The 15381-nt window shown below is 57.7% G+C and carries 13 protein-coding genes; 7 read left to right on the top strand and 6 right to left on the bottom strand.

Annotation, left to right across the window (positions count from 1 at the left end; genetic code table 11):
- The first annotated feature begins 23 nt into the window (after positions 1–23).
- Entirely contained in the window at positions 24–851 is an 828-nt protein-coding gene (locus tag PG900_RS01680; protein WP_043161705.1) for a bifunctional transcriptional activator/DNA repair enzyme AdaA, read from the top strand.
- A 280-nt stretch (positions 852–1131) separates the two neighbouring features.
- Here PG900_RS01680 and PG900_RS01675 read toward each other — a convergent pair whose 3' ends face one another.
- From PG900_RS01675 to guaB, 6 genes are all read right to left on the bottom strand, one after another.
- Positions 1132–2052 (bottom strand): HNH endonuclease, encoded by a 921-nt coding sequence (locus PG900_RS01675; RefSeq protein ID WP_139835214.1) that lies wholly within the window; start codon positions 2050–2052, stop codon positions 1132–1134.
- Between the two features lie 110 nt (positions 2053–2162).
- Positions 2163–2813 carry an AbiU2 domain-containing protein gene (locus PG900_RS01670; RefSeq protein ID WP_085735070.1) on the bottom strand — a complete coding sequence of 217 codons (651 nt, stop codon included), beginning with the start codon at positions 2811–2813 and terminating at the stop codon, positions 2163–2165.
- Positions 2814–2947: 134 nt separating this feature from the next.
- Positions 2948–3562, bottom strand: a complete 615-nt coding sequence (locus PG900_RS01665; protein WP_152545713.1) for a hypothetical protein — start codon at positions 3560–3562, stop codon at positions 2948–2950.
- Between the two features lie 909 nt (positions 3563–4471).
- Positions 4472–4744: a hypothetical protein gene (locus tag PG900_RS01660; RefSeq protein ID WP_010633780.1), complete on the bottom strand. Its 273-nt coding sequence runs from the start codon at positions 4742–4744 to the stop codon at positions 4472–4474.
- 379 nt (positions 4745–5123) lie between these two features.
- The gene (guaA, locus tag PG900_RS01655; RefSeq protein ID WP_016350936.1) at positions 5124–6713 is read right to left on the bottom strand and encodes a glutamine-hydrolyzing GMP synthase; all 1590 of its coding nucleotides are present in this window, start codon (positions 6711–6713) and stop codon (positions 5124–5126) included.
- Positions 6714–6796: 83 nt separating this feature from the next.
- Entirely contained in the window at positions 6797–8260 is a 1464-nt protein-coding gene (guaB, locus tag PG900_RS01650; RefSeq protein WP_011705859.1) for an IMP dehydrogenase, read from the bottom strand.
- A 465-nt stretch (positions 8261–8725) separates the two neighbouring features.
- On the opposite strand from guaB, the gene PG900_RS01645 reads away from it, so the two are divergent.
- The 6 genes from PG900_RS01645 to xseA all read left to right on the top strand — a co-directional run bounded on the left by PG900_RS01645 (position 8726) and on the right by xseA (position 15349).
- Positions 8726–10594 carry a potassium transporter Kup gene (locus PG900_RS01645; RefSeq protein ID WP_043161702.1) on the top strand — a complete coding sequence of 623 codons (1869 nt, stop codon included), beginning with the start codon at positions 8726–8728 and terminating at the stop codon, positions 10592–10594.
- 252 nt (positions 10595–10846) lie between these two features.
- Positions 10847–11632, top strand: a complete 786-nt coding sequence (locus PG900_RS01640; protein WP_085735072.1) for an energy transducer TonB — start codon at positions 10847–10849, stop codon at positions 11630–11632.
- A gap of 2 nt (positions 11633–11634) precedes the next feature.
- Positions 11635–12390, top strand: a complete 756-nt coding sequence (locus PG900_RS01635; protein WP_041218533.1) for a MotA/TolQ/ExbB proton channel family protein — start codon at positions 11635–11637, stop codon at positions 12388–12390.
- Positions 12390–12809, top strand: a complete 420-nt coding sequence (locus tag PG900_RS01630) for an ExbD/TolR family protein (protein WP_011705855.1) — start codon at positions 12390–12392, stop codon at positions 12807–12809. Before PG900_RS01635 ends, PG900_RS01630 begins: the two co-directional genes overlap by 1 nt.
- Before the next feature lie 138 nt (positions 12810–12947).
- The gene (locus tag PG900_RS01625; protein ID WP_041218534.1) at positions 12948–13877 is read left to right on the top strand and encodes a DMT family transporter; all 930 of its coding nucleotides are present in this window, start codon (positions 12948–12950) and stop codon (positions 13875–13877) included.
- Between the two features lie 107 nt (positions 13878–13984).
- Positions 13985–15349, top strand: coding sequence for an exodeoxyribonuclease VII large subunit (gene xseA / locus PG900_RS01620; RefSeq protein WP_139432585.1), 1365 nt, complete (start codon positions 13985–13987; stop codon positions 15347–15349).
- The last annotated feature ends 32 nt before the right edge of the window (positions 15350–15381 follow it).

Raw genomic sequence — 15381 nt, 5'->3', positions numbered from 1 at the left:
CAAACCTATCGTGAGAGCGCCTTATGTCTGATTACGCCCGCATCGCCGATGCCATCCGTTTTATCGCAAGCCAGGTGGCGCGCCAGCCCACCCTGGACGAGATAGCGGCGCACGTTCACTTAAGCCCCTTTCACTTCCAGCGGCTGTTCAGCCGCTGGGCCGGGGTGACGCCCAAACGCTATCTGCAGGTGCTGACTCTGGAGCGGGCCAAGGCACTGCTGCAGGAGTCACGCCCGCTGCTGGAGGTGGCCGATACCCTGGGCCTGAGCAGCGGCTCGCGGCTCTACGATCACTTCGTGCAGCTCGAAGCGGTGACGCCGGGCGAGTACAAACAGCGCGGGGCCGGGCTGGTCATCGATCACGGGGTGCACGACACCCCCTTCGGTCAAGCATTTGTCGCCCTGACCCCGCGGGGGGTGTGCAACTTCTCATTTCTCGATGACCAAGCCCCACAGGCGCCGCTGACCGCCCTCACCCACAACTGGCCAGAGGCAGAACTGAGGGAGGCGCCATCACGCACCCAGGGGGTCATCGACACCATGTTCGATGGCAGCAAGGCACAGGATCGCCCCATCTCCTTGCACGTGAGCGGCACCAACTTTCAGATCAGCGTCTGGCGGGCGCTGCTGCAGATCCCGCCCGCCAAGGTGGTGAGCTACGCCCAAGTGGCGAGCGCCGTCGGCAACCCCAAGGCCGCCCGCGCCGTGGGGCTGGCGGTGGGCGCCAACCCCGTCGCCTTGATGATCCCCTGCCACCGGGTCATCCAGCAAAACGGCAGGCTCGGCGGCTATCACTGGGGCGAGACCCGCAAACAGGCGATACACGCCTGGGAAGCGGCGAGGTATGAGTGAACCTGGCCTTTTCTGTTCGCCCTGATGGGGGAGAAACAGGAGTGTTGGTTGTGAGTCAGCAGACAATCAGGCAGCGCCAGACAAGCGTGCGGCGATATAAAGCGGGGACATTAAAAGAGTCGGGGGCAGATCGCCCCTTCTGTTTCTTTGGTTACGGGGTATGGCGATCAGTAACACCACCAGCTTTTTGGCAAGGTATGAAGTGGACAAATTAGCGGTGCAATTCACGTTGTTCATTGTGGGCTGCGGACTAGGAGTTATCACTTATGACACATATGTCTCAATCAAAGATCACACAACCATCCCAATCGCTAAGCTTTTGGAAGATTCTGTGTACGGACAGATCTGTAGGAATGCACTGACAGTTTTGGTAACAAATTTCACAGTCAGAAACAAATGGTAATATTAAAAATTTATCGACATGCGATTCATCTTCTAGAAGATAAACAAATGAAATATTAAAGTCATAACGCTGTTTAATTTCATTTAAATGTCTAAAGTATTTACATGCACCCTTTTTCATTCTGATGCCATTAGCTGCATTAGAATATCTATAATCTATCAGTCCATTGCAAAAGACAAAACAAATTATTTCAACGTCAAAGTCAATCCTGTGCATTTCATTTAATTGCTGTTCGACTTCGTATAAAGAGCCATAAATGCTATTTACGTCAATCTCAGTCGAAATCACAACTTCTCTTTTTACCCCTGAAACCTCGAACTTAATATAACTGTCTTTGCATGCTTTTATTTCTTGCGGTGGATAATGTTTACATAAAACATTATAAATCACTATTGCTCTCCACCAGTTGAATCTTACACTGTAATAACCTGAGTCAAACATCAACTTTCCAAGATTTCTATTACTTAACTCAAGAGAGCTATTCCTATTATTTGATTCATGTTTAAATTTCATTTCTTTTAAAAATTCTACTGTATACGTTCCCTCATCATTATCTATTAATTTGTGATGTGTGGGGCACAAAATAATTAGGTTTTCTTCGGATCGTCTTTTCTCATCATTACTATATATATTATACCTTGCTCCATCCGGTTTACGAGCCTCTATATGACATATTTCTCCAATCAAGTTATTTTTGTCTTGAACTAATTTAGTTGTACAGTCAGTGAAGGCGCATTCATTTCCGGACAGTGCAAAGAGAACTTTAATTGTTGATTCTTTTGGCTTGGTATTATTCATTAAAAGAAAATGCTCCTGAAATAAATATGATAAAGAACATACACATAATATCTCAATAACCAGGATGCGTTAGTGTACTAGGCACCGTAGCTGCACAGTTGATTGACTTGCTATGAGTCCAGGTCACCCAGCTCTCGCCATTTTCCACACTCAATAACGCCCTCATCTTCTAGTTGTTCGTACATTAACCCTTTTTGCAACCAAATAAGTACTGAACGTCCATCATTTTCAAGAGGAATAACTATTTCCTCATATAGGGTCTGGCTATCATTGAAGTGTAATTCGACTTTATTCATTAAGTTTCGAGCATGGAAAAGTGCCTTCTCAATGCCTGCCCTTGAAACTCCAGGCAGAGGAGAGCCATATTCATCTAGAGCAACTACTAAATCGTTGTGCGCTACTCGTTTGTTACGAATTTCTCTAAATTTCTCACATGCAATCGAGAGTTCTTCAAGTTCAGCCTGTAATTCATCTGCAAGCTCAACATTATCACTCTCTCTGACTTTCTCGATTAGGTAATAGAACGACAGATTGTCAGCTCCTCGCATTCTGGCTCTATCAGTTAGCTTGCTCAAAGAAATAACCATATAATCTATTATCAACCACTGAAACTCTACAAAAATATTCGAAGATGTTTTGTTTATTAGCCTAATCCTGCGTGGATTAGTTCCGAACATCTGACGATATAGAGTCCACCGGTAATGAATTTGATTTAACTCTTGCTTCATTCGATCAAATACTTTATGAAGATGCTCATCCACATTGATGCCCTCATTACATCTGCTCATGACGCTTTATTAAGGGGGGGAATACAAATTCTCTGCAAACCACCTCAAAAAATTTAATTAACCCATAGTAAAAATGTCACGCTTTGAAAATAACCCTTCACAATTTATCATTTAACACAAACCTCTCCCAACCTAGTCCTAATTGTATCGCACGCACTATTTATCAAGGCAACAATTTCCTGTTGATTCTTCCTAGCCTCTATATAGTACTCGGGATTATTCCTTTCTACATATTCACTATCAATGCTTTCATGACGACACTTCTCACAAACATGTTTTAATACCGCATATATCTCATGAGGATAGAATAGGCGATTATGCTCTAATACTTTAAATACTGCATTAAATTTTCTGCAAAAAAAATGTAGACGTTCACGAACCCGTTCCTCTTGACTTTGGTTTGGATCAACATAGTCCATAGTCGGCCTTAACTTTAACGTAGCAATTTCAAGCTCAACTAATAGAGCCCAGATATCTTGATAGATCTTGTATTCATGCTCCAACTGCATCTGAGAAATATATGTTGCACTCTGTAGTTCAGCATTAAGTTTTTTGCTGGAATTATCAACCTCCGCTCGAACTTCGAGTAGTTTCTGTTGAATGTTGGCTTTATATGTTTCAATCATTCTTGCCAACCGAACCTTTCCAGTAAACCCAAAGAGTGCAGCTAAAACTACAGTTGTACCTCCGAGTGCCTTAATTATTTCTTTATAATTTTCCACGATATAACCTTGATACTATTAACAAGGTTAAATGGGAGGGAGCTCTGATAGATAAAACAACAGAGCCTTGCATAAAGTCAAAACTTATTACAAATATAAAAAACCAATTAAAAAAATAACATTGAAAACCGACTCATGACAGCTGAACTGTATTTTTCTTACTTACTTTTTTGCCTTATAACTTACGACGAACGGAATACAAAAAGAAATCAGCCAGAGAAAGCGCAACCAAACTACGCCTGCATGAACGAGTCAGGACAGTGATGTGCTTGCATCGCTACAGCATCCATACAGAAAAGTCCTGCTGGTACTCAGTCGCCATTCTATTCCATGAACTGCGGTCCTCACTTGCGCTCGGGATGCTCGCTCCATACTCAAATAACAGCCAAGCTACCGCAGGGCAGCCTCCCATTTGCTGCCTTTGACCCATGTGGTATCTCTGGTCTGGTTCATAGGTGACTCCAAAGAGGCCATATCCAGACGGATATCCTAACGAGCGTGAGAGACAAGGCAAAGAGGAAGATGGGCGTTTCTCAAGCCAGATCAATAAATTACCCCATCTTGGGAGGCGCATCAGCAACTCGTATCACCCTCTTGCATCAATATGGAGCATCAAAGCAGCGGGTATCCGACTCCATTACACGCGCGGCACCAGACGCTCCCCCCCAGCCTAGAGAGGCAACAGCCTGCCGCCATGTGTGGACGCGATAGATGATACTCTGACGATCGACTCGGGCACTCAACACGACAACGTTGGCAACACGGCTTCCAATCCCTGCGCCAGGGGCAAACTTTTCTCGCAAACCATTGGAAAATGAAAAGACGCCCTAAGGCGTCTTTCTTATTGCTGGTTGTTAGAGCCAACCGGTTAGTGGCTATTCCACCTCCCCGCCTTGCCTCGCAACCTAATCAGATCGGGGTGATGGAGGTGATATGGGCCGATCCATCCAGCGACTGGAAGATCTGCACCACGGCTTCCCCGTGGATCGGGTTGGGCAGCGGCACCGTGGTTTTGCATTTGAAGCGGTAGTTGGTGCCGGCGACGACCTGGGTGGAGACTTCAAAGGGGGTGTACTGCACCCCGACAAATCCTTCCAGCGCCTGGTTGAATACGGCCTGATCTTTGGCGCTCAGCTTGTGGTAGGCAGTCCATCCGCCCAACAACACTGCTTGTTCTGACATAACAAACCCTCCGTGATCTCTTGTCCCTACTCGTTTGGCTGTTCGGGTTCCGCCCCGTTTATTCAAGTGGTGTCCGGACTCCACCGGGGGCCACACCAGATATCGGTGCGTTCAGTGTCGACAGCGCACATGAAGGCGTTGCTGTCGCCACCATCCCCTGCTGCCACGACCGCCGCCTCACAGCGTCGGTCTCAATTGGCATGGCTGAGCCTAGTGCGAGATCCATAAAACACCCCCTGTCAGATATGACAGAGGCAGGGAGGTGAGAAAGCGGCTAGCGAGGGGAAAAGTGAGGCGCAAACGATTGGAAAAAGAAAAGACGCCGCAAGGGCGCCTTTTTTACATTTTTATGCCTGAAGGGCGAAAGGGCGTGCGCCGCTTATTCCCATTCGATGGTTGCGGGCGGCTTGCCGGAGACGTCGTACACCACGCGGGAGATGCCGTTGATCTCGTTGATGATGCGATTCGACACGTGACCCAGGAAGTCGTACGGCAGGTGGGCCCAGTGGGCGGTCATGAAGTCGATGGTTTCGACGGCGCGCAGCGCAATGACCCAATCATATTTGCGACCATCGCCCATCACGCCAACGGAGCGCACCGGCAGGAACACGGCGAATGCCTGGCTGACCTGGTTGTAGAGGTCGGCCTTGCGCAGCTCTTCGATAAAGACGGCGTCAGCCTTGCGCAGCAGATCGCAGTACTCTTTCTTCACTTCGCCAAGCACCCGCACGCCCAGACCCGGGCCCGGGAACGGGTGACGGTAGAGCATGTCGTAGGGCAGACCCAGCTCGAGGCCAACACGGCGCACTTCGTCTTTGAACAGCTCGCGCAGCGGTTCCACCAGACCCATCTTCATCTCTTCCGGCAGGCCGCCGACGTTGTGGTGAGACTTGATGACGTGGGCCTTGCCAGTCTTGCTGGCAGCGGATTCGATGACGTCCGGGTAGATGGTGCCTTGCGCCAGCCAGCGGGCGTTTTTCAGCTTTTTCGCTTCATCGTCAAACACTTCGACGAAGACGCGGCCGATGATCTTGCGCTTGGCTTCCGGCTCATCTTCACCCGCCAGGGCAGAGAGGAAGCGCTCTTCGGCATCGACCTTGACGATGTTCAGACCAAAGTGATCGCCAAACATCTCCATCACCTGCTGGCCTTCGTTCAGGCGCAGCAGACCGTTGTCGACGAAGACACAGGTCAGGCGATCGCCGATGGCGCGGTGCACCAGCATGGCAACCACGGAGGAGTCCACCCCGCCGGAGAGGCCCAGGATCACCTCGTCGTCACCCACCTGCTCGCGGATGCGGGCAACGGCGTCGTCGATAATGGTGGCCGGGGTCCACAGGCATTCACAGCCGCAGATGTCTTTGACGAAGTGCTCCAGCATGCGGGCACCCTGACGGGTGTGGGTCACTTCCGGGTGGAACTGCACACCGTAGAAACGCTTGGCCTCGTTGGCCATGGCCGCGTGCGGGCAGGTGGCGGTCTGGGCGATGGTGGTGAAGTCTGCCGGGATGGTGGTGACCTTGTCACCGTGGCTCATCCACACATCCAGCAGCGCATTGCCGTTGTCGGCGATGGCATCTTCGATGTTGCGCAAGAGGGCACTGGTCTTGCCAGAGTTGCCCAGCACTTCCACCTTGGCGTAACCGAATTCACGCTCGGTGGAGGATTGCACCTTGCCACCCAGCTGTTCGGCCATGGTCTGCATGCCGTAGCAGATGCCGAACACCGGCACGCCGGCGTTGAACACGTACTCGGGCGCGCGCGGGCTGCCCGCTTCGGTGACGGACTCGGGCCCGCCGGAGAGGATGATGCCGCTCGGATTGAATTCGCGGATCTGCTCTTCGGTCACATCCCAGGCCCACAGTTCGCAGTAGACGCCGATTTCGCGCACGCGGCGGGCGATCAGCTGGGTGTACTGGGAACCGAAGTCGAGGATAAGGATACGGTGCTGGTGAATGTCTTTAGTCATTTTATTCCTGCATCAGGCTGCTGTTGTCACAAAAAGCACGGGATAAAAAAGCGGTGGAGAAACGGGGCCGCAGCCCCGTTTTATCAGCCCATCCGATAGTTGGGGGCTTCTTTGGTAATGGTCACGTCGTGAACGTGGGACTCTTTCATCCCGGCGCCCGAGATGCGCACGAATTCAGCCTTGGTGCGCATGTCGTCGATGGTGGCGCTGCCGGTCAGCCCCATGGAGGAGCGCAGGCCGCCCATCTGCTGGTGGATGATCTCTTTGAGGCGGCCCTTGTACGGCACGCGGCCTTCGATCCCTTCCGGCACCAGCTTGTCGGCGGCGTTGTCGGTCTGGAAGTAGCGGTCGCTGGAGCCCTTGGACATGGCGCCCAGAGAACCCATGCCACGGTAGGATTTGAAGGAGCGACCCTGATAGAGCTCGATCTCGCCCGGCGCCTCTTCGGTACCGGCGAACATGGAGCCCACCATCACGCAGCTGGCGCCCGCGGCGATGGCCTTGGCCACGTCACCGGAGAAGCGGATGCCACCATCGGCAATCACCGGGATACCGGTGCCTTCCAGCGCGTCGACGGCGTCGGAGATGGCGGTGATCTGGGGTACGCCCACGCCGGTCACGATACGGGTAGTACAGATGGAGCCCGGGCCGATACCGACCTTGACGGCGTTGACGCCGGCAGCGGCCAGCGCTTTGGCACCGGCGGCGGTGGCGACGTTGCCACCGATGATCTGCAGATCAGGGTAGGCTTCACGGGTCGCCTTGATGCGATCCAGCACGCCCTGGGAGTGGCCGTGGGAGGAGTCGATCAGCAGCACGTCCACACCGGCTTCCACCAAGGCGGCGACGCGCTCTTCGTTGCCGGCACCGGCACCGACCGCAGCACCGACCCGCAGACGACCCTTGTCATCTTTACAGGCGTTCGGCTTGCGCTCGGCTTTCTGGAAGTCTTTGACGGTGATCATGCCCTTGAGTTTGAAGTCGGCGTTGACCACCAGCACCTTCTCGATACGGTGCTTCTGCATCAGGCCAACCACCTCTTCGCGGGGGGCGCCTTCACGCACGGTGACCAGACGATCCTTCTGGGTCATGATCTGTTCGACAGTCTGGGAGAGATCGATCACGAAGCGCACATCACGACCGGTGATGATGCCCACCAGCTGATTGCCTTCGGTCACCACCGGATAACCGGCGAAACCGTTCTTGTGGCTCAGCTCTTTGATCTGGGCGATGGTCATGTCGGGGCGTACGGTGACGGGGTCAGTGACCACGCCGCTCTCGTACTTCTTGACCTTGCGCACTTCGGCAGCCTGCTGCTCGATGGACATGTTCTTGTGGATAAAGCCGATACCGCCTTCCTGGGCCAGTGCGATAGCCAGACGGGCTTCGGTCACTGTGTCCATGGCAGCGGAGATCATGGGGATGTTCAGGCTGATGGCAGAGGTCAGCTTGGTACGCAGATCGGCAGTATTGGGAAGAACTTCGGAGTGGGCGGGAACCAACAGTACATCGTCGAAGGTTAACGCTTCTTTGGCAATCCTGAGCATGGCAATATCTCACCGTTGAGGAAGTGGGGGTGTAAAATATTGCCGACGAAGTTTACTCACGCATTGGTCACTGGTAAAGAAGTTTTTTGAATTTTTTATGGCGTTTTGGCCTTTTCAGCCGCCAAGCCGCTAAAAAACCAACATTTTCAGTCGCAAAACAGCCTTTTGGGGACAAAAGAGTTGTCTCATTGCGGTTTTATGCAAAAAAGTTCCCGTTTCATTTTTTCAGGCAGCCCCGCTTCCCCTCCCCCGTTGCAGACCGTTTGGTGCTGCTCGAGCGCACTCGACAACCAGCTCATGCGCGCCTGGCCGTCCCCCTCAAACCCTGAGTCAGGCAGAGCAACATCCGGGGTGTTTCACCCAAACCGGCACACCCAACGCGGGGGCCTTTTCGTGGTGCGGGTTTCCTTTGTGCCTGTGCCTGCGTATCATGATTAACAGTCTGAATTGAAATGGAATTTCATGATGAGCCACGGACACCAGCAAGGGCGCATGGCCATTACCCTGGCGGCACTGGGGGTCGTCTATGGCGATCTCGGCACCAGCCCGCTCTACGCCCTCAAAGAGAGCTTCGCCGGACACCTGGGTCTGCAGCCCACCCCGGAGGGGATCCTCTCCATCGTCTCCCTCTTCTTCTGGACCATCATGATCGTGGTCTCATTCAAATATGTGCTGCTGGTGCTCCGGGCTGACGACAAGGGTGAAGGGGGGATCCTCACCCTCGCCTCACTGGCCTCCCGCCGCCTTCCGGCCAAGCCGCGCGCCCTGCTCATGCTGCTCGGTCTGGTCGGCGTAGGGCTGTTCATCGGGGATGCGGTGATCACCCCCGCCATCTCGGTGCTCTCGGCGGTCGAAGGGTTGCAGGTGATCACCCCGGAGCTGGCGCCGTTCGTGCTGCCCATCACCCTCACCGTGCTGGTGATCCTGTTCGGGGCCCAGCATTACGGCACCGCCGGCATCGGTCGCCTGTTCGGCCCGATCATGCTGCTCTGGTTCGGGGTGCTGGCGGCGCTCGGGGCTTATGAAATCGCGCAAAACCCCGCCATCCTGCAGGCTGTCAACCCGCTCTACGCCCTCGATTTCATGGTCAACCGACCGGGTGTCGCCTTCATCACCCTGGGGGCCGTCGTGCTCTGCGTCACCGGGACGGAGGCACTCTACGCCGACATGGGCCACTTTGGCCGTGGCGCCATCCAGCTGGCCTGGGGTTCTCTGGTGATGCCCGCCCTGCTGCTCAACTACTTTGGCCAGGGGGCCCTGCTGCTGCGCAATCCTGCCGCCATCGAGAATCCCTTCTACCTGCTTGCCCCCTCCTGGCTGGCCTTTCCCCTGCTGATCCTCGCCACCCTGGCCACCGTCATCGCCTCCCAGGCGGTGATCTCGGGCACTTACTCGGTGGTGCGCCAGGCCATTTTGCTCGGTTACCTGCCGCGCCAGGAGATCCGCCACACCTCGGAGCACGAGATAGGCCAGATCTACCTGCCGCTGGTGAACTGGCTGCTGCTGGGGGGCATCGTCATCGTCATCCTCTGGTTCCAGAGTTCAAGCAACCTGGCCGCCGCCTACGGCATCGCGGTGACCGGCACCATGGCGCTCACCACTTTGCTGTTGATGGTGGTGGCCGCCCGCCGCTGGAAGTGGTCGCGCTGGCTGATTGCGCTGGCGTGCGCGCCACTGCTGCTGGTCGATGTCACCTTCTTTGCCGCCAATACCACCAAGTTTCTGGCCGGTGGCTGGCTCCCCATCCTGTTTGCGCTGCTGGCCATCATAGTGATGACCACCTGGAAGCGCGGCCGGGAGCTGGTGCTCGACAAGCTGGAGCACAAGTCACTGGCGCTGAAGGGGTTTGTCGACAACATGCAGGCGCACCCGCCGCTGCAGGTCCCCGGCACCGCCGTGTTTCTCTCCAAATCGGTGCAGGTGGTGCCCCACGCCATGCTGCACAACCTCAAACACAACAAGATCCTGCACGAACGGGTCATTTTTCTGACCGTTCAGATCAAGGACGAACCCTGGCTCTCCTTCAAGGAGCGCATCGAGCTCACCCACCTTGGCGAGGGTTTCTGGCAGGTGGTCGCCCACTTTGGCTACAAGGAGGTGCCCTCCATGGAGGAGATCTTCCAGGCCTGCGCCCAGGAGGATCTGAAGGTCACCATGGCCAAGACCTCTTTCTTCCTCTCCCACGAGAACCTGGTCAGCACCGATCTGCCCGGCATGGCGCGCTGGCGAGAAGGCCTGTTCGTCTGGATGAACCGCAACTCCCTCAAGGCGACCGACTTCTTTCATATTCCCGCCAACCGGGTGGTCGAACTGGGGGTATTGCTGGAGTTGTGACGCATCCAGACAACAGGGGGGCAAGACCGATGCCGGCCCACACCGCTCAACCCGTTGCCAGCCGGGAACGCCGCTTGCCGGCCAGGCTTCTTAATTTCCTGCGAGCCAGCCTCACTACGATTAAAATGCGATTGATAATGGTTGTTGTTTGTGATTCTTATTATCAGGCATGCTAGCGGCCTGACGCCTGTTCTGGCGCCTTCACACTAGCCGTTTGAGTATGAATATGAAGACCTGGAAGGGAGACAAGTGATGGACTCCTGCAGCCCGAGACCAACACTGCCCGCCAACGATCCCGACGCCGCCCGTCTCGTTTGCCTTGCCATCGCGATCGCCCTGCATCTTGCCGCCTTCTGGTGGCTCTATGCACACCAGCCTGCGCCCATCACCCCGCCCTTGCCGCTGACCCTGTCGGCCCGCTGGGTTGGCGAGGCCGCAACCAATGACGCGCCAGCCAAGGCGGCCCCCGCCCCTGCTCCCACAGCGCAGCAAGTACAAAAAGTACCGCAAAAAGCCAAGCCGTTGCCGACCCCCAAAAAACCGCCGCTCAAGCCAGTCAAGAAAAGCGTCAAGCCGGTGGTCAAACCGCTTAAACACCGTACCCCGCCGGTGCAGCCCGCCAAGGTCATGCCGGTGAGCAGTCCGCAACCGCCAGTCACTGCGCCCGCCCCTGCCACGACGGCAACGGCCGCACAGGCGAGCGGCGGAAGTACAAGTCAGAGTCCTGCCCGTAAGGCTGGCGGCGGCGCGGGCAACAGCGCCCCCATCGCCCGCGATGCTCGGCTCAACAACCCCGAGCCCCAATATCCCTATGAGTCGAGACGACGGGGAGAAGAGGGGCGGGTCATCCTCAATGTGCGGGTGACGGCCGAAGGCACCGCCGCCTCGGTGGAGGTGGACAAGAGCAGCGGCTATCGGCGGCTGGACATGACGGCCCGCAAGACCGTCAGCCGCTGGAAATTCATTCCTGCCAAACAGAACAACGTGGCCGTCGAGGCCTCGGCAAAAGTCACCATCATTTTCAAATTAAGGGCTTGAACATGGATCCTGAAATCGCAAGCAACGGCATGGGCATCGCCCACCTGCTCAGCCAGAACAGTGGCGTGGGGCTGATCCCCTTCATCCTGCTGGTATTGATGTCCCTTGGTACCTGCTACTACGCCCTGCTCAAGGGCTACCTCGCGCAGCGGGAACAACGCCTCAACGCCAGCTTCATCGCCGATTTCTGGCAGCATGACAGCGTGCAGGAGATGGAGCGCCAGCTGGCCCACCTACCGCCGCAGGAGGCCTATGGCCGGCTGACCGGCGCCGCACTGGCGGCCGTGGCCCAGCTGAACCGGGCCGAGGAGCGTGCGGTCAGCTGCAAACTGGGCTCGCCGGATGAATATCTGCTGCGCGCCATGCGCCGTGCCATCACCCAGGAGCGGGTGCGGCTGGAGCAGGGGCTGGCCTTCCTCGCCTCGGTGGGCTCGGCAGCCCCCTTCATCGGGCTGTTCGGCACCGTCTGGGGCATCTACCACGCCCTGCTGGCCATCGGCGCCGCCGGTCAGAGCAGTCTGGACAAGGTCGCCGGCCCCGTGGGTGAAGCGCTGATCATGACCGGCTTCGGCCTCGCGGTCGCCCTGCCGGCCGTGCTCATCTACAACTTCTTCGTGCGGCGCAATCGCCTCAGGCTCGCGGCGCTGGAGGAGTTTGGCCACGATCTGTTCACTCTGCTGGTGACCGGCTTCGAGCAGGTCGCCACCAACAACGTCACCCCGCTGGTCGAGCGGGAAACCAGACAGGGGCGCGGCTGATGGCATTTGGCAAACTGTCGGACGAGGGGGACGATCAACCCCTCTCCGAGATCAACATGATCCCGATGATCGACGTCATGCTGGTGCTGCTCATCGTCTTCATGATCACCGCCCCCCTGCTCACCAACGCGGTCAAGCTGGAGCTGCCAGAGGCCAGCAGCCAGCTCAACCAGCCAGACAAGCAGGACATCAATCTCGCCATCGATGGTGCCGGCAAGATCTACTGGAACGATCAGGAGGTCGACGAAGCCGCCCTGCTCGCCAAGATGGAGAGCGCCGGCCAGGCCGAGGGGGAGCTGCCCGAGATCCAACTGCGCATCGATCGCAAGGTGGAGTACGGCATCATCGCCAGGGTGATGGCCCAGGCCTCCCAGCACGGCCTGCACAAGATTGCCTTCGTGAGCCAGCCGGAGCCGTAACGTTCCCGTCACCCACACGCCGGTACCACAGGGCATGGATGCCCTGTTGCCATCCAGGCAGTTGCCAGCACAGGCACCTTGTCGGCATCATGCCGATGCAGCGCCAATATTGGCCACCATCACCTCAAGGACGACACCATGAAACCTGCCGATTATGGGCGCCTGCTTCTGCTGGCCGCCATCTGGGGCGCCAGCTTCCTGTTCATGCGCATCGCCGCCCCGGCGTTTGGCGCCGTCAACACCACCTTCCTGCGGGTACTGTTCGCCCTCATCGGGCTTGCCGTCATGCTCCTGCTGCTGCGCGCCCCCATGGGGTTTCAGGGCAAGCTCAAGTCCGCCATGCTGCTCGGCGTCATCAACTCCGCCATCCCGTTTCTGATGTACGCCATCGCCGCCCTCTGGCTGCCGGCCGGCTACTCGGCCATCCTCAACGCCACTACGCCGCTGATGGGGGCCCTCATCGGCTTTTCCTGCTTCAACGAGCGCCTTGACCGGCGCAAATGGCTGGGGGTGGTATTGGGGGTGATCGGGATCAGCCTCATCACCACCACCGGCGAGGTGAGTGCCGGTGGGCATCTGCTGCCTGGGGTGCTGGCCTGCCTGTTTGCCACCGCCTGCTACGGCCTCGCCGGCTTTCTCACCCGCAGCTGGATCACCCATCGCGGCGGACTCGATGCCAAGCTGGTGGCCTTTGGCAGCCAGCTGGGTGCCAGCCTGTTTCTGCTGCCCTTTTTCGCTTACCAGCTGGCGGCCGGCCCTGCGGTCGACTGGGCCGTGCCCACCGCCTGGGCCAGCGTGCTGGCGGTCGGCGTGGTCTGCACCGCCCTCGCCTACCTACTCTATTTTCGACTGATCGCCGATATCGGCCCGCTGCGCAGCCTCACCGTCACCTTCCTCATTCCCCCCTTCGGCATCTTGTGGGGTGCGCTGGTGCTGGGCGAGACCTTGAGCCAGGGCTTCGTGCTGGGGGGCCTGGTCGTCTGCCTCTCGGTCTGGCTGGTGACCAGCCAGACCAGCACCCCGGCCGTTCAGGCCCGGGCGCAGCCTCAGGATCCGGACGCACGATGAACCCGACAGAGCCAGCGCCGCTCGGCGTTCGCCCTGAACTGCGTTAAGATGGCGCCATTGTTTTATGCCCCCGCCCCCACGGCGGGGCACACAGTGCAGGACCAGCCTTGAACTACCGCAACGAACCGAGTCAAAGCAGACAACAGCAGGTCTTTACCGTCACCCGCCTCAACAGCGCCGTGCGCATGATCCTGGAGCAGGATCTGGGGCTGGTGTGGTTGACCGGCGAGCTCTCCAACCTGGCGATGCCAAGCTCCGGCCACTGGTACTTCTCCCTCAAGGACATGTCGGCCCAGGTGCGCTGCGCCATGTTCAAGGGCAACAACCGGCGGGTAGCATTTCGCCCGCAGGATGGCATGCAGGTGCTGGTGCAGGCGCGGGTCTCGCTCTATGAGCCGCGCGGCGACTACCAGCTGATCATCGAATCGATGCAGCCGGCGGGCGACGGCGTGCTGGCGCTGCGCTTTGAGGAGCTCAAGCGCCGCCTTGGCGCCGAGGGGCTGTTTGACGAGGGGCGCAAGCGCCCCCTGCCCCGTGAACCACGCGCGGTGGGCCTCATCACCTCCGCCACTGGCGCTGCCCTGCACGACATGCTGACCGTGCTCAAACGCCGCGCGCCGGATCTGCCGGTGTTTATCTACCCGACCCAGGTGCAGGGCAGCGCTGCCATCGGCCAGATCGTCTCTGCCATTGCCCTGGCCAACCGCCGCGCCGAGGTGGATGTGCTGATCGTCGGGCGCGGCGGCGGGTCGCTCGAAGATCTCTGGTGCTTCAACGAAGAGGCGGTGGCGCGCGCCATCGCCAACTCCGCCATCCCGGTGGTGAGCGCGGTGGGCCACGAGGTGGACGTCACCATCAGCGACTTTGCCGCCGACCTGCGCGCCCCGACCCCGTCGGCGGCGGCCGAGCTGGTGGCGCCGGATCAGAGTGCCCGCACCCAGCGCCTCGCCCATCTCAAGCAGCAACTGCTGCAGGCGATGAACCGCCAGCAGACCGCCGCCCGCCACGATTTCATCCTGCTGCAAAAGCGGCTCGATCATCAGGATCCGAAGCGGCGGCTGGAGCAGCAATCCCAGCGCCTCGACGAGCTCTCCGCCCGTTTGCAGCAGCTGATGAACCACAGACTGCATCAGGGGGAGCGGCGCCTCGCCAATCTGGAGCTGCGCCTGCAGGGCAAGAGTCCGGAGCGCTTGCTGGCCGCCGGCAAGCGTCGCCACCAGCTGGCCGAGGAGCGCCTCCATGCCCTTATCGCCAAACGCCAAGACCTTGCTAGCCACCGCCTCGCCATGCTCAGCGCCCGCCTCGACGGGGTGAGCCCGCTCGCCACCCTGGGGCGCGGCTACTCCATCACCCGCACCCAAAGCGGTGAGGTGATAAGCCGCGCCGCCCAGGTGGATGCCGGCCAGACGCTGGTCACCCAGCTTGCAGAGGGGCAGCTGCGGGTACGGGTGGAAGAGGTCCACCAGCCATAACGAACAAGGGGGCACATCAGGTGCCCCCTTGT

Source organism: Aeromonas sp. QDB03 (genome assembly GCF_027707985.1).
In the GTDB taxonomy this organism is placed as follows: domain Bacteria; phylum Pseudomonadota; class Gammaproteobacteria; order Enterobacterales; family Aeromonadaceae; genus Aeromonas; species Aeromonas hydrophila.
This window is presented reverse-complemented; position numbering and strand designations above follow the sequence as displayed.